Source organism: Pseudomonas fungipugnans (genome assembly GCF_029955235.1).
Taxonomy (GTDB): Bacteria; Pseudomonadota; Gammaproteobacteria; order Pseudomonadales; family Pseudomonadaceae; genus Aquipseudomonas; species Aquipseudomonas fungipugnans.
Genome location: NZ_JARBWL010000001.1, coordinates 864,027 through 886,026 on the forward strand (window position 1 = coordinate 864,027; position 22,000 = coordinate 886,026).

The following is a 22,000-nucleotide window of genomic DNA, read 5'->3' on the forward strand; positions in this document are numbered from 1 at the left end:
AAATTGAAAACTCAGAAACGCGTGTTCTTGAGAAATTCCGCCAGACGTGGCGATTGCGGGCGCTCGAAAAGCTCTTTGGGTGGCCCCTGCTCTTCAATCCGCCCCTGATTCATGAAAACGATCTTGTCCGAGACTTCGAACGCAAAGCGCATTTCGTGGGTCACCAGCAACATGGTCATGCCTTCGTCGGCCAGGCCCTTGATCACGTTCAGTACTTCGCCCACCAGTTCCGGATCGAGCGCGGAGGTGACTTCGTCGAACAGCATCAGGCTCGGGTTCATCGCAATTGCCCGGGCAATCGCCACGCGCTGTTGCTGACCACCGGACAACTGACCGGGAAAGTGATCGCGGCGTTCCAGCAGGCCGACCCGCTCCAGCCATTTCTCGGCCAGCGCGACGGCTTCGTCCTTGTGCAGCTTTTTCACTTTGAGCAAGCCGAGGGTCACGTTCTGCAACGCCGTCAGGTGCGGGAACAGGTTGAACTGCTGGAACGCCATGCCGGTCATGGCCCGGTGGCGGGCGATGACTTTTTCCGCGTGGCGCACACGCTTGCCATTGACCTCGTCATAGCCGATGGATTCGCCGTCGAGCACGATCTGCCCGCCCTGGAATTCTTCGAGCATGTTCACGCAACGCAGCAGCGTGGTCTTGCCCGAGCCGCTGGAGCCGATCAGCGTGACCACGTTGCCGCGCTGCATGGTCAGGTCGACGCCCTTGAGCACTTCGAGCTTGCCGTATTGTTTGTGCAGGCCGCGAATGTCCAGCAGCGCCTGTGGATTGTGTGCAGCAGAAGTTTGAGTCATGGCAAGGCCACCCGCTTTTCAATGTGCCGGCCGAGTAATTCGATGGCGTAGTTGATGACGAAAAACAGAAATCCGGCGAACAGGTAAAACTCCAGGGTCATGAACGTCCGGGCGATGATCTGCTGCGTGCTGAGCAACAGTTCGGCGACGCCGATCACCGACAACAAGGTCGACGCCTTGACGATTTCGGTGGACGAGTTGACCCAGGTCGGCAGGATCTGCCGCAGCGCCTGAGGCAACAACACGTAACCGAGCGACTGATAGAACGTCAGGCCGATGGCCTTGCTCGCCTCCATCTGCCCGCGCGGCAATGCCTGCAACGCACCGCGCACAATCTCGGCAACGTGGGAGCCGCAAAACAGCGTCAGCCCCAGGGCTCCGGCCTGGAACGCGCTGATCTGCCAGCCCAGCGCCGGCGCCATGTAGAAGCAGGCCAGCACCAGCACAAACACCGGCGTGCCGCGAATCAGGTCGACGTACAGCCGGAACGGCGCACGCATCCAGAGCTTGCCGTAGGTCAGCACCAGCCCGGCAACGATGCCGATCAGGGTGCCCATCAAAATGGCCAGCGCCGAGACTTGCACGCTGGTGACAAAGCCTTGCCATAACACGTCGCGGGCGACCCACAACTCATGCAACCAACTAGGGGATTCGTACATCAGGGCCTCCTATCGGCGAATCGCCAGACGCTGCTCGAGGTAACGCAGCAGCATGGCAATGATGTAGCAGGCCGCAACATAGAGCGCTGTGGTCACCATCCAGGTTTCAATCACCCGGTAGCTCTCGACATTGATCTTGCGCGCGTAATAGGTCAGCTCCGGCACGGCAATCGCCGCCGCCAGCGAGGTGTCCTTGAACAGTGAAATGAAGTTGTTCGACAGTGCCGGCAGCACATTGCGCAGCATCACCGGCACGGTGACGTACGCCTTGACCTGCCACTCGCCGAGCCCGATCGCCAGCCCGGCTTCGCGCTGGCCCTTGGGGATGCTCAGCAGGCCGCCGCGAAACACTTCAGTCAGGTACGCCCCGGCATACAGCGACAGGGTGATGATGAACGAGGGAATCTTGTCCAGACGAATCCCCAGGCTCGGCAACGCAAAGTAGATCAACAGAATCAACACCAGAATCGGCGTGTTACGGATCACCGTCACGTACACCGATGCCAGCACCCGCAACGCGCGATGCTTGGACAACAAAGCAAACGCCATCATCAGGCCGATCACGCAGCCGATGGCGATCGACACCAGCGCCAGCTCAAGACCCAGACCGAGCCCCGCCAGCAAACTGGGGAAATCACGCCACACGGCGGCAAAGTTCAACTGATAGTTCATGGTCAGCAGTACCTTGAACGGGGCGATGTCATGACCGCCCCGCTCTCACGGGATCATTTGAATTCGACAGGGAAACCGATGGCCGGGGTAGGCAGATCCACACCGAACCATTGCTTGAACGACGCCGCGTACGCCGGGAATTCGACGCCGGTCATGGCTTCATGCAGCACCGTGTTGACGAAGTTCAGCCAGTCCTGATCGCCGCGTTTGACTGCGCAGGCATAGGTTTGCGGGCTCCAGGCGTAAGTCGGGCTGCGGTAGCGACCCGGGTTCTGCACCATCAGGTATTTGACCGAAGACTGGTCGGTGGCTGCGGTGTCGGCACGGCCGGAGTTCACGGCCTGGTACATCAGGTCGACGCTGTCGTACTGATCAACCTTGGCCTTGGGCAGGGCCTGGTGCACCAGCTCTTCGGCGTACACGTTCTGCAGCACGGCCACGGTCACGCTGTCGCCGGCAGCTTGCAGGTCTTCGATTTCCTTGTACTTGCTGTTGGCAGGCAGCAGCAGGCCCACGCCTTCGCGGTAGTACGGCAGGGTGAAGGCCACCTGCTGCGCGCGGCTGGCGGTAACGGTGATGAACTGGCAGCTGATGTCGACTTTGTCGGTCAGCAGATTGGGAATCCGCGCATCGGACGACTGCACCACGTACTCGACCTTGCTCGGGTCGTTGAACAGACCCTTGGCAATCATGTGCCCGATATCAATATCAAACCCCTGCAACTTGCCGTCCGCTCCCTGGAAATGCCATGGCGCATTGGTACTGCCGGTGCCCACAATCAACTTCCCACGGGACAGCACACTGTCCAGTTTACTGTCCGCCGCCTGGGCCACGCCCACGGCCGCGGCACACGCCGCAAAAACAAAAACACACGCTTTTAACAAGGAAGGTCGGCGATGCATGGCAAGCACTCCAGGGCTGTGTTATTCCGCTATAGCGGATATTGGTTTGTCACAGCGGAATAGACAGCAGAAAGTGTGCCACAGAACGAGCAAGGAATCGCGCAGGGATTGAAAAGCGTTTGGAATCAAACAGATGAGTGAAAGCGAAAAGCGGGTGTTACGAAATGCGCAGCGGGGGGAGCGCTACCGTTGGCTACAGGAGGCGGGTATTTGCACCACAATCGTCGTGTAACGACTCAAGATGTGGCGCAAATCCTTTCGGCAATGCCACTACTCTCAACGGCCCATGCACACGGCTCCAGCGGACAGTCATGCTCCCGTTTACCAGAGTGCTGGATTCTTCGGCGACTGTGACATCGCCATCGCAAGCAAGTCGAACCACCTGTGGGAGCCGGGCTTGCCCGCGATGAGGTCATAACATCCAAAACCCCAGCTGACTGACCCACCGCTTTCGCAAGCAAGTCGAACCACCTGTGGGAGCCAGGCTTGCCCGCGATGAGGTCATAACATCCAAAACCCCAGCTGACTGACCCACCGCTTTCGCGAGCAAGTCGAACCACCTGTGGGAGCCGGGCTTGCCCGCGATGGGGCCATAACATTCAAAACCCCAGCTGACTGACCCACCGCTTTCGCGAGCAAGTCGAACCGTCGCACCGCCGCCCCCACACTGGATCTGCGGTGACACCAGATTTCTGATCACCACCGTTCAACTGTGGGAGCGAGCCTGCTCGCGAAGAGGCCATCAGAGCCCGAGCAAAATCACCCAGCAGCACGCACCAGCAACACCCGCATCACGCGCCGCTCTTCAACCGCCACCACCTCCATCCGCCAGCCATCCTGCTCCAGGCTGTCACCGATCATCGGCAGGCGGTCGAGCAGGCTCATCACCAACCCGGCCAAAGTCTGATAGTCCTCGGTCGGCTCGGCATTGAAGCCGGTGAGCTGCCGCACCCGTGTCAGGTTAAGCGCGCCGCCGACCATGAACCCGCCCTGCTCTTCGACCACATCCGGGCCTTCGATTTCGCTGGCGTCAGGCAGCTCGCCGGCAATCGATTCCAGAATGTCGGTCATGGTCAGCACACCCACGAAGTCGCCGAATTCGTTGACCACAAAGGCAATGTGGGTCGACGCTTTGCGCATCTGTTCCAGGGCATTGAGGATCGTGTAGCTGTCGAGCAGGTTGACGCTCTGCCGCGCCAGCGCTTGCAGGTCAGGCTCGTTGCCGGCCAGGTACGCCTTCAACAACTCCTTCTTGTGCACAAACCCCAGCGGCTCATCCACCGCGCCGTCACGAATCAGTGGCAGACGTGAGTAGGACGAATGCATCAGGCGCGTACGAATGGTTTCGGCGTCGTCGGCCAGGTCGATGTAATCGACATCGGCGCGCACCGTCATCAACGTGCGAATCGGCCGTTCGGCCAGTTGCAGCACGCCACTGATCATCACTCGCTCACGTCGATCGAACAGCACTTCGCTCGGCGCTGCACCGTTGTCCAGCAGGTCGGCAATGTCCTCGCCGACCTCTTCCTCGGTCAGACGGCGACCGCCAAGCAAACGCATCACCGCATGGGCCGTGCGTTCACGCATGGGTCGCAGCCCTTGCACGGACTTCTTGCGACGGGCCCGGGCGATCTGGTTGAACACTTCGATCAGGATCGAGAAACCGATGGCCGCGTACAGATAGCCCTTGGGAATGTGGAACCCCAGGCCTTCGGCGGTCAGTGCGAAGCCGATCATCATCAGGAAGCCCAGACACAGCATGATTACCGTCGGGTGCTCGTTGACGAAGCGGGTCAGCGGCTTGCTGGCGACGATCATCAGGCCGATGGAAATGATCACCGCGATCATCATCACCGCCAGTTCATCGACCATGCCCACGGCGGTAATCACCGCGTCGAGCGAGAACACCGCGTCCAGCACCACAATCTGCGCCACGATGGGCCAGAACAGCGCATAAGCGGTGTTGTTCGAACGCTGGCCAACATGGCCTTCGAGCCGTTCGTGCAACTCCATGGTGGCCTTGAACAACAGGAACACACCACCGAACAGCATGATCAGGTCACGTCCGGAGAAGCTCTTGTCGAACACCTCGAACAGCGGCTGGGTCAACGTCACCAACCAGGAAATACTCGCGAGCAGGCCCAGGCGCATGATCAATGCCAGGGACAAACCGATGATCCGCGCCTTGTCGCGCTGCTCGGGCGGCAGTTTGTCCGCCAGGATGGCGATAAACACCAGGTTGTCGATGCCGAGCACCAGCTCCAGCACGATCAACGTCAACAAGCCCAGCCAGGCGGTGGGGTCAGCTAACCATTCCATATAAATGTCTCGATCTCTTCAGTGAAATTCAGAATGCCGGGCATGGCAAAGCGCGGCGCAGAGGCCGTGGGGTTGCTATGGCAAGGTAGTTTGAAATTCGAAAGACCGGGTGAACGGCGTGCGTCAATGTTGCGCGGACGCGGGGGATGGAGGAGTAACCGGGAGGCTCCAAGAGGGTGTTCATGCAGGTCCTGAAAGGAAAAAGGACTTGGAGCTTACAGGTGATTGAGATTTTTCCTACACATGGAAATCATTACAAAATCTGTAATGCGCCTGGATATGCAGTGTTTTCGGGGCCGTCTTCGCGAGCAAGCTCGCTCCCACACTGGATCTTCGGTGAATACAAAATTTATGATCACCACCAAACACCTGTGGGAGCCGGGCTTGCCCGCGATGAGGTCATAACATCCAAAACCCAGCTGACTGATCCACCGCTTTCGCGAGCAAGTCGAATCGTCGCACCGTCGCTCCCACAGGGGATTTGTGAACGACGAAGATCCAATGTGGGAGCGAGCCTGCTCGCGAAGCTTTTGCTTCTACTGTTTTCTGACCCGCTCGATATACCGCGCCACCACCGGCGATTTCTCGAACCGGCGATGAATCAACGATAACCATGACGTCACCTCAAACCCGGCAATCGGCCGATACAACACCCCCGGCAAACCGATATGCCCGATCACTGATTCCGGCACCACTGCCACGCCCTGCCCCAGCGACACCAAGGCAATCACCGCCACCAACCCGCCCGGTTGTGCCCCAAGCGTGGGGGCAAATCCGCCTTGGGCGGCGACCTGCAACGTGCCGCTGATCTGCTCCGGCAAGATGAACGTCTCGTGCTGCAGATGCTCAGGGGCGATGGCGGGCAAGCGGCACAACCAGGATTCGGCGGACACCGCCAGCACAAAGCCTTCGGCGTCCAGCCGGATGGCCTCAAGCCCTTCGGGCAGCGTCATGGGTGAGCGCACATAACCGATGTCGAATCGCCCCTCGAGCACCATGCCCGGCAACGCCGCCATCGGGCTTTCCCGCACGTTCAGGCTGACGTCGGGGCACTCGCCACTGAACGCCCGAACCTGCTTTTGCAGCAAACCCGAATACACGGCCGAGGCAACGTACCCGAGTTCGATATGGCCGATGTCGCCGCGTCCGGCGCGCTGGGCATTGCGTTGGGCAAATTCGAATTGACGCACCGTCGCCTCAGCCTCGATCACCAGCGCCGCACCGGCTTCGGTCAGGCTGACTTCACGCTGCTGACGCAGGAACAGCCGGGTGCCCAGTTCCTGTTCCATGTCCTGAATCTGTCGGCTCAGGGTCGGCGGCGCAATGCCCAGCTGTTCGGCTGCACGGGTGAAATTGCGCAGACGGGCGACGGCAAGAAAATAACGAAAGTGACGGATGTCCATCGGCGCGTTAGCTCAAAGGTAATGAAGTGATGGCCGACGCCTAACAAGGTCAGCGGGTGCCAGCGATAAGCTGCACGGACCCCACACTAGAGAAGTCTCGTCATGTCCGTCAAACCCAATGTCAGCAAGCGAATGACGCTGTTGACCGCTTCTGGCGTCTGTTCGTTGATCGTGCTCGACACCAACATCGTCGCTGTTACCTTGCCCAGCATCGCTCGAGACCTTGGCGCCAATTTTGCCGATATCGAATGGGTGGTCAGCGCCTACATGCTGGCCTTCGCCGCATTGTTGCTGCCGGCCGGGAGCATCGCCGATCGCTTTGGCCGGCAGAAAACCCTGCTCTGCGGGCTGGGCATTTTTATCCTCGCCTCGATCGGTTGTGGCGCGGCGCCCACGGCTTTGTTTCTGGACATCGCCCGCGCCATCAAGGGCGTCGGTGCAGCGCTGTTGCTGACCTCGGCGTTGGCCTCCATCGGCCACACTTTTCACGACGAAGCGGAGCGCGCCAAGGCCTGGGCGTTCTGGGGCGCGTGCATGGGGGTGGCGATGACCGCCGCGCCGACCGTCGGCGGGCTGATCACCGAGGACATCGGCTGGCGCTGGATTTTCTACCTCAACCTGCCGGTGGGATTGCTGTTGATGGCCATGGTCTGGCGCGCCGTGCCGGAGTCTCGCGACACGCAATCGGCGCGGCTCGATCCGTGGGGCAGTCTGGCGTTCAGTGCGAGCCTGCTGTGCCTGATCTGGGGCCTGATCGAGGCCAACCGCATTGGCTGGAACAACCCGCTGACCTGCGCTCGTCTGATCGGCGGTGCATTGCTGCTCGCACTGTTCGTGGTGATCGAACGGATGCAGCAGCGACCCATGATCGACCTGCAACTGTTTCGCCATCCACGCTTCATCGGCGCCCTGCTCGGCATGTTTGCCTACGCCGGTTGCGCCCAGGTAATGATGACCCTGCTGCCGTTCTACCTGCAAAACGGCCTGGGTTTTTCGGCCATCGTTTCGGGGCTGGGCATGTTGCCGTTCGCCGTGACCATGTTGATCTGCCCGCGCATCGGCGCCCGGCTTGCAGCACGCTTTACCCCGGCCACCTTGATGGCCGCCGGGCTGACACTGGTCGGCTGCGGCAACCTGCTCAGCGCCTGGGCGGTCAGCAGCGGCGGCTACCTGCCTTTCGCACTGGCGAGCGCCGTGACCGGTGCCGGCGCCGGGCTGCTGAATGGCGACACCCAGAAAAACATCATGGCCTGCGTGCCCCGCGAGCGCACCGGGATGGCGTCGGGCATGAGCACCACCATGCGGTTCAGCGCCATCGTGCTGGCCATCGGCGTCTTCGGTGCCCTGCTTTCCAGCCATACCGAACAGTTGCTGCGCGCCAGCCTCACAACGCAGGGCGGGCAATGGCTGGGGCAGGCACAAGGCATCGCCTTGCGGGTGGTGGCCGGCGACATGTCGGCGGCCATGAGCCTGCTGCCGAATACGGCACGGCGGCTGGTCGAGCCACTGGCACGTCAGGCTTTTGTCGGCGGGTTCAGTTTGTTGCTCTGGGTTGCGGGGCTGCTGGCGTTGTTGGGAGCGCTGGTGGTGGGCACGCTGATGCGCAATCCGATCCCGGCAACAAAGAGTTTTTCCCTGAGCCTGGAATAAACCCGAACGAGGCTCGTCGTACTCCCACTGAAATTGATCAGTAGCCATTACGAGAGCCTCATCATGAAACGCAGCCTGACCGCCCTGTTACTCGTCACTTTGAGCGGCGTTGCAGCCGCTTCCTCAGTCGACAATTCCGGCACCACCCAGGTCGAGGATTATCAGTACTCGACACCGCTGCACATCGCCAAAGTCATCAACATCACCCGTGGCGATTACTGCGGCATCGGCCAACGGGAAATGACCTACGTCGACCCGATGGGCATCACCCACGTGCTGCGCTACCAAGCGTTTGGCGATGCCTGCAACAATGAAAACTAAAGCAACGCCAGCACCCGTTCGGCATTCTCGCCGCACGCCATGCCTTCGGGCCGCGCCTCGATGTTTTCGATCAAGCCCAGCAACTGCGCCTTGCTCTGTGCCAGGTGCAACTGCATCGCTTCGATCTGCTCGACTTTACGCAACAGGGCCGTCAGCAGTTCGGCGTGCCTGATTTCGCCGGTGGTGCTGTTCGGTAGCAGCAACTTGAGTTCTTCCAGGTTGAACCCGGCTTGCTGGGCGCACTGAATGATTTTCAGGGTTTGCAGCACTTGTGCCGGATAACGCCGGTAGCCGTTGGCCTGACGTTCGACCTGACGAATCAGGCCTTGAGCCTCGTAGAAACGAATACGTGAGGCGTTCAGCCCGCTTAATTGCGCCAATTCACCGATCTTCATCCAAGCCTCGTTTTACACGCTTGACATTAAAGTTAACTTTAAGCTTAGCCTCTACGCTTTACTGATGAGGAGTCAAGCATGTCGCCCTTCCAAACGTTGAATCTGCCCAACGGTCAGACCCTCGGCAATCGCATCGCCAAAGCGGCCATGGAAGAAAATCTTGCCGACACCGGGCAGGCGCCGTCGGATGCCTTGTATCGTCTGTATCAGGCCTGGGCCGAGGGCGAAGCCGGCTTGTTGCTGACCGGCAACGTGATGATCGACCGCCGCGCCATGACCGGCCCCGGTGGCGTAGTGCTGGAAGACGAACGCGACCTGCCGCGCTTTCGGCAGTGGGCAACCATTGGCCGGGCTGGCGGCGCGCAGTTCTGGGTGCAGCTCAACCATCCAGGCCGGCAGACCATGGCCAACCTCGGCCAGCAAGCGTGGGCACCGTCGGCGGTGGCGCTGGACCTGGGGACCTTCTCGAAAATGTTTGCCGAACCCAAACCGATGTCCGAAAGCGATATTGCAGAGGTGATCCAGCGCTTTGCCAACAGCGCCGCGCTGGCGGAAAAAGCCGGTTTCACCGGCGTGCAGATTCACGCCGCGCACGGTTATCTGATCAGCCAGTTCCTCTCGCCATTGACCAATCGCCGCACCGACCGTTGGGGCGGTTCGCTGGAGAACCGTGCGCGCCTGCTTTTGACTGTGATCGGAGCGGTTCGCCAGGTCGTGTCGCCGCAGTTCTGTGTGGCGGTGAAGCTCAACTCGGCGGATTTCCAGCGTGGCGGGTTCGACGCCGACGACGCACGCCAAGTGATCGAATGGCTCAACGATCAACGCATCGACTTATTGGAACTATCGGGCGGCAGCTACGAAGCCCCGGCCATGCAGGGCGAAGCCCGCGACGGGCGCACGCTGGCCCGTGAAGCGTATTTTCTGGAAATGGCCGCCGAGCTGGCCAGTGTCGCCCGCATGCCGGTGATGGTCACTGGCGGCATCCGGCGTCTGGCCATCGTTGAACAGGTGCTCGACAGCGGCATCGCCATGGCCGGAATCGGCACCGCGATGGCGATTGAACCGCATCTGGTCAAACATTGGCGTGAAGGTCGCAACAGCCACCCGCAACTGCCGCCGATCCGCTGGAAACGCAAACCGCTGGCCGCGTTGGCGAGCATGGCCGTGGTGAAATTCCAGCTGCATCGCCTCAGCCGCGGGCGCACGACCCGGCCCGGGGTCTCGGCGCTGTGGGCATTGATTCTCGACCGCCTGTACATCAGCCGCCGCACCCGTCAGTACCGGCAGGCCATGGGCAAGTAAAGCGAAATAGACGGGAGTCATGCCGGCTATCGCGTTGTCCTTGTTTAATCCCGAGGACAACTCATCGATCACCGGAGCACTCCCATGGCGAAAATCAGCATTGCCCAACAACTGGCAACCACCCTGGAACAGGCCGGCGTCAAACGCATCTGGGGCCTGACCGGCGACAGCCTCAACGGCCTGACTGACGCCCTGCGCACCATGGACAGCATCGAGTGGATGCACGTGCGCCACGAAGAAGTCGCTGCGTTCGCCGCCGGCGCCGAAGCCGCCCTGACCGGGCAATTGGCGGTGTGTGCCGGCAGTTGCGGGCCGGGCAATCTGCATTTGATCAACGGGCTGTTCGACTGCCACAAGAACCATGTGCCGGTGCTGGCCATCGCGGCACAGATTCCGTCCTCCGAAGTCGGCCTCAATTACTTTCAGGAAACACATCCGCAGGAACTGTTCAAGGAATGCAGCCATTTCGTCGAACTGGTCAGCAACCCGGCGCAGATGCCTCAGGTGTTGCACCGGGCCATGCGCAGCGCGATCCTCAATCGCGGCGTGGCGGTCGTGGTGATTCCCGGCGACGTGGCGTTGCAGGAAGTGGAAAACAAGCTCAAGCCCTGGCCAGCGTTGTCCAGACCACGCACCCTGCCCGCGCCGCAGGATCTGGATCGCCTGGTGGAGTTACTGAGCCAAAGCAAGGCCGTGACCCTGATGTGCGGCGCCGGTTGCGCGGGCGCCCACGATCAGGTGGTGGCGCTGGCCGATGCCTTGGGCGCGCCAGTGGTGCATGCCCTGCGCGGCAAGGAGCACGTGGAATGGGAAAACCCGTTCGACGTCGGCATGACCGGGCTGATCGGCTTCAGCTCGGGTTATCACGCGATGCTCAACTGCGACACGCTGGTGCTGCTCGGTACTGATTTTCCTTATCGACAGTTCTACCCGACCGACGCCACCATCGTGCAGATTGACCATGACCCGCAGGCGCTTGGCCGCCGTACCACGCTGGACCTGGGCATTGCCGCAGACGTCGGCGAGACCCTGGCCGCCTTGCTGCCGCGCCTGCCATATCGCGGCGACCGGAGCTTTCTGGAGTCGTCACTCAAGCATTATGAGAAGGCCCGTCAGGGGCTCGATGATCTGGCGCAGCCGTCGGCGCCGGGCCGGCCGATTCATCCGCAGTACCTCACACGCCTGCTGAGCGAGCTGGCCGACGACGACGCGATCTTCACCGCTGACGTGGGTACGCCCACCGTGTGGGCAGCGCGTTACCTGAAAATGAACGGCAAGCGCCGGTTGCTCGGCTCGTTCAACCACGGCTCGATGGCCAACGCCATGCCCCAGGCCATCGGCGCGCAGGCGACATTCCCAGACCGCCAGGTGATTTCACTGTCCGGCGACGGTGGTTTCAGTATGTTGATGGGCGATTTCATTTCCCTGGCGCAGTTGAAGTTGCCGGTGAAAATCATCGTTTACGACAATGCGTCGCTGGGCTTCGTGGCGATGGAAATGAAATCCAGCGGCTTGCTCAATACCGGCACCGACCTGCACAACCCCGATTTCGCGGCGATGGCCAATGCCATGGGCATTCTGGGGATTCGCGTGACGGCGTCCGAAGACCTGGAAGCGGCGTTGCGCCGGGCGCTGGCTCATGACGGGCCGGTGCTGGTCGACGTGATCACCGCCACCCAGGAATTGGCCATGCCACCGACCATCAAGCTGGAACAGGCCAAGGGCTTCAGTTTGTACATGCTCAAGGCGGTGATGAGTGGGCGTGGGGATGAGGTGATTGAGTTGGCGCGGACCAATCTCTTTCGCTGAAAGGGCTTTTTTGTGGCGAGGGAGCTTGCTCCCGCCGGGCTGCGTAGCGGCCCCAGAATTCCGACCAATATCGCTCGTTTTGTGAGTGCTGCGCACTCAAGCGGGAGCAAGCACCCTCGCCACAAAGGCTTGCTCCCCACAAAACCTGGCGCTCACAAGGGGCTTTTATCGTCCTGAGAAACGCAACCGATCCAGCTGCTGCAAATCCCCTTCAACATAGTAATCATTGGCCCAGCTGTCATCCACCGACAGTGGATCAACCTGCTTCAATTCCAGCTTCTTCGCAAAATAGCGAAAGCGGTAATGCTCGTAGAACCGCAACAACTCCAGCCCATAACGGTCCGCCAGGTCCACGTCGCCACGAATGATCAGGAAGTTCTCGTCATTGCCATCACTGGCTGACACGCTCAAGTTGTGGCTGCCGCTGATGATGGTCGGGGTGTCGCTGGTGAAGTCGGTGACGATGGCTTTGGTGTGCACCAACAGATCGCCTTTCTGGCCTTTCATGCTTTCCTTGAGCCAGCCTTCCAGCCCGGTGTCGAGCAATGCGGTGGCAGCGAATTCGGCGGTGCGGTCGGCGTGGAACCCAGTGATGCGGCTGGCGGTGTTTTGCAGGCCGTAACGCAGAATGTCGTCGTGGGGCTGGCCGAGCAAGGCGTTGAGAATCTCGTCCGGCAAGGCGAATGCGGTGACAAACAGCACGTCCTTTTTTGCCGCGTTGATGATCTGCACAAACTCGGTCAGGTCGCCCTGCCCCGTGCGCGGCGAGAACCCGGCAAACAGTGCTTGCGTGGGGTCCATCGGGTTGTTTTTGGTCAGCCATTGCCGGGTTGCGCCGACGTCGGTCGGGGTGCTCCAGACCTGTTCGAAGGTTTGCAGATACGCGGTGCTGATCCGTACATCGTCCAGCACATGCACCACGTTGGCCTGACGGTAAACGCCGTTGGCGGTGAAGTTGGTGCTGCCACACAGCACGGCCTGCGGCACGTGTTCGCCGCTACCATCGAGTTTGCTCAGGACGATGAACTTGTCGTGGAAGATCTCGTGAGTGACGCGGGCTCGCTTGTTGGCCGCGGGGATTTTTTCCAGGCTGGCCTCGTTCAATGCGGTGTCGGCGTCACCCGGCTTGGCGTGGTACAGCACCCGGACCTTCACCCCACGGTCGAACGCAGCATTCACTTCATCGACGATTGCCTGCAACTGGTATTCGTAGATGGCGATGTCCAGCGCCCACTGGCCATCGACGGCGCGCCGGATATAGCCCAGCAAACGCTCGAGCAAACCGTTCTCCAGCCACTCACGCGCGGCATCGGGCCAGGCTTCGATGGGCATGTTCTTGTTGGCGCTGATTTGTGCATCGAGGTCGGGGAATTTACGCTGGAACGCCTGACTGGCGGCGACGGCTCGGTTGAAAATCACGCTTTGATTGGCCGGCAGACCGTTGTCGGTGGTGATGGTCAGTTGCAGATTCTCGCCCAGTTGCGGGGCATCGGCGGTGCCGTAGACCAGGTGCACGCGGTAATTCATGGTCACGCCCGGATTGATCGCGTAATCAGCCCAGCGGAATTTCTGCAAGGGCGCGATGTTGCTCGGTGTGGCGGCGTACTGGGGGAACGTGTGGGCCTTGCCAGGGAAGGTCAGGCTGTTGAACAGGAACAGCCAGGGCTCGGCACCCTGCTGTTTTTCGATGGCAAAGCCCAGCAAGCCTTTGCGACGGGGTTCGGCCAGGTCCATGGCCAGCAACACACCGTTGGTGCCGGCATAGGCCTTGACGCGAAAATCATCCTGATGGTTGGCGGTTAGAACGCGCATGGGTCACTCCTGTGATTGGGCTGCCCCTACAGCATAGGTGGCGATGCTGATTAAGGGTGATTATCCGCAATGAGGGTGATGCATTCGCGAGCAAGCCCGCGCCCACAGGGGATCTCGGTTGTATGAGGTATGTGTGTTCAAAGGAGATCCAATGTGGGAGCGGGCTTGCTCGCGAAGAGACCAGAACAGACAACACAAAGACTCAGCCTGAAATCAGCTCATCAATATGCCGATAATCCGCCTGCAACTCAGCCGCCAGCTGCCTCGCCCGACCCAACCGAATCGGCCCTCTCTCGATATCAATCAGCAGCCCAGGACAATCAATCGCAGGCAAACCCGCCCACTCTTTAAGCCGGCCATCCGTCACCAGCAATAACCGCTGCTGCTCCGCCGGGAAACGCTTCTTGCGCACAGCCAGCCAATGCCCCGCCTCACCCAGCGCCGCCAACAACGGCGTACCACCGCCCGCCCCCAGCCCATCAAGCCAATGACGCAAACCACCAGACGCTTTCAATCCCTGCACCTGCCACTTCGGCGCCGCACCGCTGGCAGTCAGCAGTGCCAGCCGTGCGCGCTGGCGATAAGCGTCATCGAACAGCTGCGCCAGCAAGCCCTTGGCGTCGCTCAACGCCTGATGCCGACGGGTCGATGCCGAGGCATCGACGATCACCAGCCACAACTCATGCGCTGAACGAGTGCGCAGATGAAACAGCAGATCATCGCGCTGACGCGGGCGGCCATTGAGCAAGGTGCCGGGCCAGTTGACCGAGCCGCTGCGGGCGGCGTGGCGCTGGCCTTGCTTGCCGTGATCCAGACGTCCGGCGCGGGGTCTGGCATTCGCCCCCGCGTCAGATCGAGGGCGAATGCCTAGGGCTTTTTTGGCCAGCTCGGTACTTCTCGGCGCGCGCCAATCGGCAACGCCTGGGCAGGCATTTCGCCCCATTGGCCCTGGGCTTCGCTCGGGGTGGGACTTTGGCGGGAGGGTGACGAGTGTTGTTGCGGCGCTGGCGGTGTCTGCTCGCGACGGCGATGGCGCAAGGCAAACTCGGCCACGGCGTCAATGTCTTCCTCGGCAATCGCAGTTGCACCGCGCCATGCCGCATGGGCGCGGGCCGCGCGCAGCCAGACCAGGTCGGCGCGCAAACCGTCGACGCCCGCAGCAAAACAGCGCTCGGTAATCTGCACCAGGGCCTGATCGTCGAGCGGGATGTTCGCCAGGTTCTCGCGGGCCCGTTGGCAACGTTCACGCAATGCCTGTTGCCCGGTTTCCCATTGGGCGCAAAAGCCCTGCGGGTCGCTGTCAAAATCCAGCCGGCGACGAATGATTTGACCGCGTTCGGCGGGCGCGGTGTGGCCACTGAGGGCGACGTTCAGCCCAAAGCGGTCGAGCAGTTGCGGCCGCAGTTCGCCCTCTTCCGGATTCATGGTGCCGATCAGTACGAACTTCGCCGAATGTCGATGGGAAATCCCGTCGCGCTCGATCAGGTTGGTGCCGCTGGCGGCGACGTCGAGCAGCAAGTCCACCAGATGATCGGGCAGCAAATTGACTTCATCGACGTAGAGCACGCCGCCGTCAGCCTTGGCCAGCACGCCGGGAGAAAATTGCGCGCGGCCTTCGCTCAGGGCGGCGTCCAGATCAAGGGTGCCGACCAGGCGCTCTTCGGTGGCGCCCAGTGGCAGGGTGACAAACTGCCCGCTGGCGAGCAGATCGGCGAGGCCGCGGGCCAGGGTCGATTTGGCCATGCCACGCGGGCCTTCGATCAGCACACCGCCGATTTTCGGGTCGATGGCGGTCAGGTACAGGGCGAGTTTCAAGTCATCGGCACCGACCACGGCGCAGAGTGGAAAATGTGGGGTGTCGGTCATGTCGGGTTTCTCATTCATGGTCGGTGATATTCCAACAAATCTCTCAAGCACCTATAAACCCTGTGGGAGCGGGCTTGTGCTGTGTCAGCCATCTTCTTCGATGTCCAGCAACAGATTCTCCAGCGCCTCGCGGTACTCGCCCGGCGCCTTCCACATCCCCCGTTGCTGTGCTTCGAGCATGCGTTCGGTCATGTCGCGCAGCGCATGCCGATTATGCTCGCGCACAAAGTCGCGGGTCGCCGGGTCGAGCAAATACGCATCAGCCAGCAGCGCGTACTGGTGATCGTCGATCAATTGCGTGGTGGCATCGAAGGCGAACAGGTTATCGACTGTCGCGGCCAGTTCAAAGGCACCTTTATAGCCGTGACGCTTGACCCCCTCGATCCACTTCGGATTGGCCGCCCGGGAACGAATCACCCGGTTCAGCTCTTCCTTCAAGGTGCGGATTTTCGGCAGGTCCGGCTGGCTGTGGTCGCCGTGATAACTGGCGGCGGCTTCACCACTCAGGCTTTCGACGGCGGCGAGCATGCCACCCTGGAACTGGTAATAGTCGTTGGAATCGAGCAGGTCATGCTCGCGATTGTCCTGGTTTTGCAGCACCGCCTGCACCTGGCTCAGGCGCTGGGCAAACTGTTCGCGGGCCGCCGTGCCTTCGTCCGAGCCGCCATAGGCGTAGCCGCCCCAGTTCAGATAAACCTCGGCCAGGTCTTCGCGGCTTTGCCACAGGCGCCCGTCGATAGCGCCCTGCACGCCGGCACCATAAGCGCCGGGCTTGGCGCCGAAAATGCGCCAGCCGGCCTGACGTCTTGCCGCCTCTTCGTCGAGGCCCGATTGCATCAGCGACTCGCGTTCGGCGCGGACTTTGGCGGCCAACGGGTTCAGGTCATCCGGTTCATCCAGCGCGGCGACCGCTTGCACAGCGGCATCGAACAGGCGGATCAGGTTGGCGAAGGCATCGCGGAAAAAACCGGAGACACGCAGCGTCACATCCACCCGTGGCCGGTCCAGCAGGCTCACCGGCAGAATCTCGAAATCATCGACCCGCTGGCTGCCGGTGGCCCACACCGGGCGCACGCCCATCAGCGCCATGGCCTGGGCGATGTCGTCGCCGCCAGTGCGCATGGTCGCCGTGCCCCAGACCGACAGGCCGAGCTGGCGCAAATGATCGCCGTGGTCCTGCAAGTGGCGTTCAAGAATCAGGTTGGCCGACTGGAAACCGATGCGCCACGCGGTGGTGGTGGGCAGGTTGCGCACATCCACCGAGTAGAAGTTGCGCCCGGTGGGCAATACATCGAGACGCCCGCGACTCGGTGCGCCACTGGGGCCGGCGGGGACGAAGCGGCCGCTCAGGGCATCCAGCAAGCCGCGCATTTCCGCTGGGCCGCAGGCGTCCAGACGGGGTGCGACTACCTCGCGCAGGTTGTCGATGATCGCGCTGACGTCGGCCCAGCTGGCATCTTGTGGGAGCGAGCCTGTCTCAGGGCGGCGTTCCGACGAAGCGGTTACCTCTTCAGCATTAATGTCGATTGACCCACCGCTTTCACGAGCAAGCCCGCCCCCACAGGGTCCGGGGTTGGCTAGAGAGGCGTTCAACGTCTGCGAGATCAGCTGCGCGGCGAACAGTTCCAGGCGTTCGCGGGTGTCGCCGGCCGTGCGCCAGGGTTCAGGGTTGACGGTCAGCAGTTGCAATGGACGCGGCCCGGCCCAGGGCTGCGCCAGCGCACAATCCAGCGGATCAAAGCCCAGGCCGAACGCCTTGGCCAACGCCCGCAGCAGACTCGATTGCGCGCCACGACCATCGCCCCGAGGAATGCGCAGCAAGGCCAGCAAGGTGTCGATGCGCAATCGACCGGTGGGCGACTCACCGAAAATGTGCAGGCCATCGCGGATCTGCGACTCCTTCAAGTCACACAGGTACGTGTCCAGACGCGGCAGCCAGATCGCCGCGTCGGCGTCGCTGTCGAGTTTCTCGTCCAGTTGCAGTTCGCGATCAATATGGGTGTCGCGCACCAGTTGCAGGATGTCGCGCTGCAACTCACGGGCACGGCGCGGATCGAGCAGCTGCGCTTCGTAATACTCGTCGGCCAGCAGCTCAAGATTGCGCAGCGGGCCATAGGTTTCGGCGCGGGTCAACGGCGGCATCAGGTGGTCGATGATCACCGCCTGGGTGCGGCGCTTGGCCTGGGCGCCCTCGCCCGGGTCGTTGACGATAAACGGATAGATGTTCGGCAACGGCCCGAGCAATGCGTCCGGCCAGCAGTTCTCCGAGAGCCCGACACCTTTGCCGGGCAGCCATTCGAGGTTGCCGTGCTTGCCGACGTGAATCACGCCGTGCGCGCCGTAGGTGTGGCGCAGCCAGAAATAGAACGCCAGATAGGCGTGCGGCGGCACCAGGTCCGGGTCGTGATAGACCGCGCTCGGGTCGACCTGATAACCCCGAGCCGGTTGAATGCCGACGAAGGTCAGGCCGAAACGCAGGCCGGCGATCATCATCCGGCCGTCGCGGCACATCGGGTCGTTCTGTGGCTCGCCCCAGCGTTCCAGCACCGCCCGGCGATTGGCCTCGGGCAGCGCGTCGAACATCATCAGGTAGTCATCCATCGCCAGGCTTTGCTGGCACGGACGCTGGTCAATCGTATCGAGGTCATTGCTGACCCCGCCGAGCAATTGCTGAATCAACGCCGTGCCGCTGTCCGGCAGTTCGGCAGGCAGCGGATAGCCTTGCTGATGCAGCGCACGCAGGATATTCAGTGCCGCCGCTGGCGTGTCGAGGCCCACACCGTTGCCGATACGACCATCGCGGGTCGGGTAATTGGCAAGGATCAGGGCGATGCGTTTTTCAGCGTTGGGCACGCGCGCCAGATCGGTCCAGCGCCGCGCCAGTTCGGCGACAAAATCCATGCGCTCGGGTTGCGGGCGGTAGCAGACCACGTCGGACTGACTGCGCTCGCTGCGCCAGGCCAGATCCTTGAAACTGATGGGCCGACTGATAATCCGCCCGTCCAGTTCCGGCAGCGCAATGTGCATCGCCAGATCCCGCGGGCCAAGGCCCTGCTCGCTGGCGCGCCAACCGGGTTCATTGTCCTGGGCACAGATCGCCTGAATCACCGGGATGTTGCGGCGAAAGGGGCGCAGGTGCGGCGCTTCGGGGCTGGACTGGGCGAAACCGGTGGTGTTGAGAATCACCGCTGCCTCGACCTCATCCAGCCAGTCCTCGACCCGCGTCAGGCAGCCGGGCTCTTTGAGGCTTGCCACAGCAATCGGCAACGGATTCAACCCCGCCGCCAGCAACCGCTCGCAAAAAATATCGATGAAGCCAGTGTTGGCCGCCTGCAAATGCGAGCGGTAGAACAGCACCGCCGCCACCGGTTGACCGGCCAGCCAGTCGGCTTGCCAATCGTTCAGTTCTGCGGGGCTTTTTTGTGGATGGTAGATCGCCGTGCGCGGCAGGGTTTGCGGTTCGCGCCACGGGTAGTCGCGGTCCAGCCATTGACTGGCCAGGCAGCGAAAAAAATCCAGGGCATTGCCCATGCCGCCCTGACGCAGAAATTGCCAGAGACGGTCGCGGTGTTCAGCCGCCACGCTGCTGAGGTCGCTGAGTTCCGGGTCCGGACGATCGTCGCCGGGCACCAGGATCAGTTGCACGCCGCGTTCGGCCAACTCCACCAGCCGCTCGACGCCGTAGCGCCAATAGGCGATGCCGCCGTGCAGCGAGATCAGAATGACCTTGGCATGACGCAGCACTTCGTCGACGTACAGATCGACCGAGGCGTGATTCTGCACCTGCATCGGGTTGGCCAGGCGCAGGCTCGGATAATCGTCGGGCAACTGCTGCGCCGCTTCGGCGAGCAGCGCCAGGCTGGAGTCGCCGCTGCACAGGATCACCAGCTCGGCAGGGGTTTGTCCAAGGTCGGCGATGTTGTCATCCGACACGAAACCGCCGGGCTGGGTCCTGAGCAGGTGCATGGGTTAAACGCTGATCGCGGCGCGCAATTGCGCTTCGAGCAGGGCGGCGTCCAGTTCCTGACCGATCAACACCAGACGCGTGGTACGCGCTTCATCGGCGCCCCACTGACGGTCGAAGTGTTTGTCGAAACGGGTGCCCACGCCCTGGATCAGCAAGCGCATCGGCTTGTTCGGGATCGCGGCAAAACCCTTGACCCGCAGGATGCCGTGCTTGACCACCAGTTGTGTCAGGGCGTCGAGCAACAGGCTTTCGTCGGCTTGTGGCAGTTCGATGGAGATCGAATCGAAGGCGTCGTGATCGTGATCGTCGTGGTCGTCATCGCCTTCACCGTGGTGATGGTCGTGATGGCTGTGGCGGCTGTCGATGTGTTCTTCGGAACCGGCACCGAGGCCGATCAGCACGTCCAGCGGCAGGCGACCGCTGCTGGCTTCGATGATCTTGACTGCTGGCGGCAGTTCTTCGGCAACTTCCAGGCGCACGCGGGCCAGGTCTTCCGGGCTGATCAGGTCGGCCTTGTTGAGGATCACCAGGTCGGCGCTGGCCAATTGGTCGGCGAACAGTTCGTGCAGGGGCGATTCGTGATCCAGGTTCGGATCGAGTTTGCGCTGGGCATCGACCTGATCCGGGAACGCGGCGAAGGTGCCGGCGGCCACGGCCGGGCTGTCGACCACGGTGATCACCGCGTCAACGGTGCAGGCGCTGCGGATTTCCGGCCACTGGAAGGCTTGCACCAGCGGTTTTGGCAGGGCCAGGCCCGAGGTTTCGATGAGGATGTGGTCGAGGTCGCCACGACGGGCCACCAGTTCACGCATCACCGGGAAGAATTCTTCCTGAACGGTGCAGCACAGGCAGCCATTGGCCAGTTCGTAGACGCGGCCGTTGGCTTCTTCTTCGGTGCAGCCGATGGAGCACTGCTTGAGGATTTCGCCGTCAATGCCCAGCTCGCCGAACTCGTTGACGATCACCGCGATGCGGCGACCCTGGGCGTTGTCGAGCATGTGCCGCAGCAAGGTGGTTTTGCCCGAGCCGAGGAAGCCGGTGACGATGGTGACGGGGAGTTTGGCCAGTGTTTTCATCGGATGCCCTTTGGCAAGGTGGCGGGCATACGGGACGACAACCGGCAACGCTGAGCGCGCGGGAAGAGTTCGCCACCGGATCACCCCGCCCGGTTGTAGTGAGAATCTGTGTCGAGGCAGGTCTCCTGGCTGAGGGTGTGCCAGTCAGTTGACTGGCGTTGGCTGCGCCTTCCCGTTCGCCCGACAGACAGGGCTTGCAGTGGCGTGGCAGCGAACATCACCGTTCACAGTTGCGGGGGCAGCCGCGGCATTGACCGCGTTCCCTTCTTAGCTTCGGCAACCGCCGAAGAACCTCGAAAGCGCAAGGCTACGCATCGTGTGGGGGCGGGTCAATGTCCGCAAGCTGATTGCGCTCCTGTGGCGAGGGGGCTTGCCCCCGTTCGGCGGCGAAGCCGTCGCTAGAATCTTGTGCAAGGTATGTCGGCAGGTATGTCGGGGGCCGCTTCGCAGCCCAACGGGGGCAAGCCCCCTCGCCACAGTATTGAGAACCCTTGCCAATTGACTCCCCTGCCCCGCCTATGCTCTGCTGCGCGTCTTGTTACGGGTGCCCTTCACAGGGTGAAACGGGAAACCGGTGAATCATGTGCTTTACTCTAAAGCCATGTCAGTCCGGTGCTGCCCCCGCAACGGTAAACGAGGACGCGTCAGATCCACTGTGCCACACAGCATGGGAAGGTGATGCGTTGCAGGTGACGGTGAAGACCGCTGCCCCTCGTGAGCCCGGAGACCGGCCCGCAACACCTAGAGAACAAACCCGCGGTGGGCGGGCGCTGTTTAAGCTCTGCGTGCCTGCGCGCGGGGTTTTCATGCGCCCTGTTCACCCGCTGACAGACCAGAGGGAAGCGCCATGTCGATCATCAGCAGCACCAACCACAGCACCGCCAGCACCACCACGACCTTGAGCCAGCGCCTGACTGCCGCTATCGGCGCGTCGATCCTGGGCGCGTGCCTGGTGTATTTCGCCGGTTTCTCGCACATCGACGCGGTGCACAACGCCGCTCACGACACCCGTCACAGCTCCGCGTTCCCGTGCCATTGAGAGCT

The 22,000-nt window shown here is 61.9% G+C and carries 17 protein-coding genes and 2 riboswitches; of the genes, 5 read left to right on the forward strand and 12 right to left on the reverse strand.

Annotation, left to right across the window (positions count from 1 at the left end; genetic code table 11):
* Positions 1 to 11: 11 nt before the first annotated feature.
* The 6 genes from POF45_RS03540 to POF45_RS03565 all read right to left on the reverse strand — a co-directional run bounded on the left by POF45_RS03540 (position 12) and on the right by POF45_RS03565 (position 6,758).
* The gene (locus POF45_RS03540; RefSeq protein ID WP_259502691.1) at positions 12 to 803 is read right to left on the reverse strand and encodes an amino acid ABC transporter ATP-binding protein; all 792 of its coding nucleotides are present in this window, start codon (positions 801 to 803) and stop codon (positions 12 to 14) included.
* Entirely contained in the window at positions 800 to 1,462 is a 663-nt protein-coding gene (locus tag POF45_RS03545; protein WP_259502690.1) for an amino acid ABC transporter permease, read from the reverse strand. Before POF45_RS03545 ends, POF45_RS03540 begins: the two co-directional genes overlap by 4 nt.
* 9 nt (positions 1,463 to 1,471) lie before the next feature.
* Positions 1,472 to 2,134, reverse strand: a complete 663-nt coding sequence (locus POF45_RS03550; protein WP_259502689.1) for an amino acid ABC transporter permease — start codon at positions 2,132 to 2,134, stop codon at positions 1,472 to 1,474.
* 53 nt (positions 2,135 to 2,187) lie between these two features.
* The gene (locus tag POF45_RS03555; protein WP_259502688.1) at positions 2,188 to 3,036 is read right to left on the reverse strand and encodes a transporter substrate-binding protein; all 849 of its coding nucleotides are present in this window, start codon (positions 3,034 to 3,036) and stop codon (positions 2,188 to 2,190) included.
* 759 nt (positions 3,037 to 3,795) lie between these two features.
* A complete protein-coding gene (locus POF45_RS03560; RefSeq protein WP_282315082.1) occupies positions 3,796 to 5,355 on the reverse strand; it encodes a TerC family protein in 1,560 nt (519 codons plus the stop codon).
* 536 nt (positions 5,356 to 5,891) lie between these two features.
* Positions 5,892 to 6,758, reverse strand: coding sequence for a LysR family transcriptional regulator (locus tag POF45_RS03565; RefSeq protein ID WP_259502686.1), 867 nt, complete (start codon positions 6,756 to 6,758; stop codon positions 5,892 to 5,894).
* A 102-nt stretch (positions 6,759 to 6,860) separates the two neighbouring features.
* Here POF45_RS03565 and POF45_RS03570 point away from each other — a divergent pair, with 102 nt between their 5' ends.
* Positions 6,861 to 8,408, forward strand: a complete 1,548-nt coding sequence (locus tag POF45_RS03570) for an MFS transporter (protein WP_282315085.1) — start codon at positions 6,861 to 6,863, stop codon at positions 8,406 to 8,408.
* 63 nt (positions 8,409 to 8,471) lie between these two features.
* Positions 8,472 to 8,729, forward strand: coding sequence for a DUF2790 domain-containing protein (locus POF45_RS03575; protein WP_259502684.1), 258 nt, complete (start codon positions 8,472 to 8,474; stop codon positions 8,727 to 8,729).
* On the opposite strand, the gene POF45_RS03580 is transcribed toward POF45_RS03575, so the two are convergent.
* The gene (locus tag POF45_RS03580; RefSeq protein ID WP_282315086.1) at positions 8,726 to 9,124 is read right to left on the reverse strand and encodes a MerR family transcriptional regulator; all 399 of its coding nucleotides are present in this window, start codon (positions 9,122 to 9,124) and stop codon (positions 8,726 to 8,728) included. The two genes, POF45_RS03575 and POF45_RS03580, sit on opposite strands and share 4 nt — an antisense overlap.
* Positions 9,125 to 9,202: 78 nt before the next feature.
* Between POF45_RS03580 and POF45_RS03585 the strand changes: the two genes are divergently transcribed.
* Positions 9,203 to 10,426, forward strand: coding sequence for an NADH:flavin oxidoreductase/NADH oxidase family protein (locus POF45_RS03585; RefSeq protein ID WP_282315087.1), 1,224 nt, complete (start codon positions 9,203 to 9,205; stop codon positions 10,424 to 10,426).
* 84 nt (positions 10,427 to 10,510) lie between these two features.
* On the forward strand, positions 10,511 to 12,235 hold the full coding sequence (poxB, locus tag POF45_RS03590; RefSeq protein WP_282315088.1) for a ubiquinone-dependent pyruvate dehydrogenase: 1,725 nt from the start codon (positions 10,511 to 10,513) through the stop codon (positions 12,233 to 12,235).
* Between the two features lie 165 nt (positions 12,236 to 12,400).
* Here poxB and POF45_RS03595 read toward each other — a convergent pair whose 3' ends face one another.
* From POF45_RS03595 to cobW, 5 genes are all read right to left on the reverse strand, one after another.
* Positions 12,401 to 14,047, reverse strand: a complete 1,647-nt coding sequence (locus POF45_RS03595; RefSeq protein WP_259502680.1) for a phospholipase D-like domain-containing protein — start codon at positions 14,045 to 14,047, stop codon at positions 12,401 to 12,403.
* 202 nt (positions 14,048 to 14,249) lie between these two features.
* The gene (locus POF45_RS03600) at positions 14,250 to 14,990 is read right to left on the reverse strand and encodes a vWA domain-containing protein (RefSeq protein WP_282315089.1); all 741 of its coding nucleotides are present in this window, start codon (positions 14,988 to 14,990) and stop codon (positions 14,250 to 14,252) included.
* A complete protein-coding gene (locus tag POF45_RS03605) occupies positions 14,915 to 15,913 on the reverse strand; it encodes a magnesium chelatase ATPase subunit I (protein WP_282315994.1) in 999 nt (332 codons plus the stop codon). Before POF45_RS03605 ends, POF45_RS03600 begins: the two co-directional genes overlap by 76 nt.
* An 84-nt stretch (positions 15,914 to 15,997) precedes the next feature.
* On the reverse strand, positions 15,998 to 19,879 hold the full coding sequence (gene cobN / locus POF45_RS03610) for a cobaltochelatase subunit CobN (RefSeq protein ID WP_282315090.1): 3,882 nt from the start codon (positions 19,877 to 19,879) through the stop codon (positions 15,998 to 16,000).
* Positions 19,880 to 19,882: 3 nt separating this feature from the next.
* Positions 19,883 to 20,956: a cobalamin biosynthesis protein CobW gene (cobW, locus tag POF45_RS03615; protein ID WP_282315091.1), complete on the reverse strand. Its 1,074-nt coding sequence runs from the start codon at positions 20,954 to 20,956 to the stop codon at positions 19,883 to 19,885.
* 98 nt (positions 20,957 to 21,054) lie between these two features.
* A riboswitch (cobalamin riboswitch) is annotated at positions 21,055 to 21,267 on the reverse strand.
* Positions 21,268 to 21,481: 214 nt separating this feature from the next.
* Positions 21,482 to 21,706: riboswitch (cobalamin riboswitch) on the forward strand.
* Between the two features lie 97 nt (positions 21,707 to 21,803).
* On the opposite strand from cobW, the gene POF45_RS03620 reads away from it, so the two are divergent.
* Entirely contained in the window at positions 21,804 to 21,995 is a 192-nt protein-coding gene (locus POF45_RS03620; RefSeq protein WP_259502676.1) for a CbtB domain-containing protein, read from the forward strand.
* Positions 21,996 to 22,000 lie beyond the last annotated feature (5 nt).

What these genes read in the sequence shown, in the direction of transcription:
- POF45_RS03580 (WP_282315086.1), bottom strand. Translation starts at nt 9,124, where the DNA reads ATGAAGATCGGTGAATTGGCGCAATTAAGCGGGCTGAACGCCTCACGT.
- POF45_RS03540 (WP_259502691.1), bottom strand. Translation starts at nt 803, where the DNA reads ATGACTCAAACTTCTGCTGCACACAATCCACAGGCGCTGCTGGACATT.
- poxB (WP_282315088.1), top strand. Translation starts at nt 10,511, where the DNA reads ATGGCGAAAATCAGCATTGCCCAACAACTGGCAACCACCCTGGAACAG.
- POF45_RS03595 (WP_259502680.1), bottom strand. Translation starts at nt 14,047, where the DNA reads ATGCGCGTTCTAACCGCCAACCATCAGGATGATTTTCGCGTCAAGGCC.
- cobW (WP_282315091.1), bottom strand. Translation starts at nt 20,956, where the DNA reads ATGAAAACACTGGCCAAACTCCCCGTCACCATCGTCACCGGCTTCCTC.
- POF45_RS03585 (WP_282315087.1), top strand. Translation starts at nt 9,203, where the DNA reads ATGTCGCCCTTCCAAACGTTGAATCTGCCCAACGGTCAGACCCTCGGC.
- POF45_RS03550 (WP_259502689.1), bottom strand. Translation starts at nt 2,134, where the DNA reads ATGAACTATCAGTTGAACTTTGCCGCCGTGTGGCGTGATTTCCCCAGT.
- POF45_RS03620 (WP_259502676.1), top strand. Translation starts at nt 21,804, where the DNA reads ATGTCGATCATCAGCAGCACCAACCACAGCACCGCCAGCACCACCACG.
- POF45_RS03570 (WP_282315085.1), top strand. Translation starts at nt 6,861, where the DNA reads ATGTCCGTCAAACCCAATGTCAGCAAGCGAATGACGCTGTTGACCGCT.
- POF45_RS03565 (WP_259502686.1), bottom strand. Translation starts at nt 6,758, where the DNA reads ATGGACATCCGTCACTTTCGTTATTTTCTTGCCGTCGCCCGTCTGCGC.
- POF45_RS03600 (WP_282315089.1), bottom strand. Translation starts at nt 14,990, where the DNA reads ATGGGGCGAAATGCCTGCCCAGGCGTTGCCGATTGGCGCGCGCCGAGA.
- POF45_RS03560 (WP_282315082.1), bottom strand. Translation starts at nt 5,355, where the DNA reads ATGGAATGGTTAGCTGACCCCACCGCCTGGCTGGGCTTGTTGACGTTG.
- cobN (WP_282315090.1), bottom strand. Translation starts at nt 19,879, where the DNA reads ATGCACCTGCTCAGGACCCAGCCCGGCGGTTTCGTGTCGGATGACAAC.
- POF45_RS03555 (WP_259502688.1), bottom strand. Translation starts at nt 3,036, where the DNA reads ATGCATCGCCGACCTTCCTTGTTAAAAGCGTGTGTTTTTGTTTTTGCG.
- POF45_RS03605 (WP_282315994.1), bottom strand. Translation starts at nt 15,913, where the DNA reads ATGACCGACACCCCACATTTTCCACTCTGCGCCGTGGTCGGTGCCGAT.
- POF45_RS03545 (WP_259502690.1), bottom strand. Translation starts at nt 1,462, where the DNA reads ATGTACGAATCCCCTAGTTGGTTGCATGAGTTGTGGGTCGCCCGCGAC.
- POF45_RS03575 (WP_259502684.1), top strand. Translation starts at nt 8,472, where the DNA reads ATGAAACGCAGCCTGACCGCCCTGTTACTCGTCACTTTGAGCGGCGTT.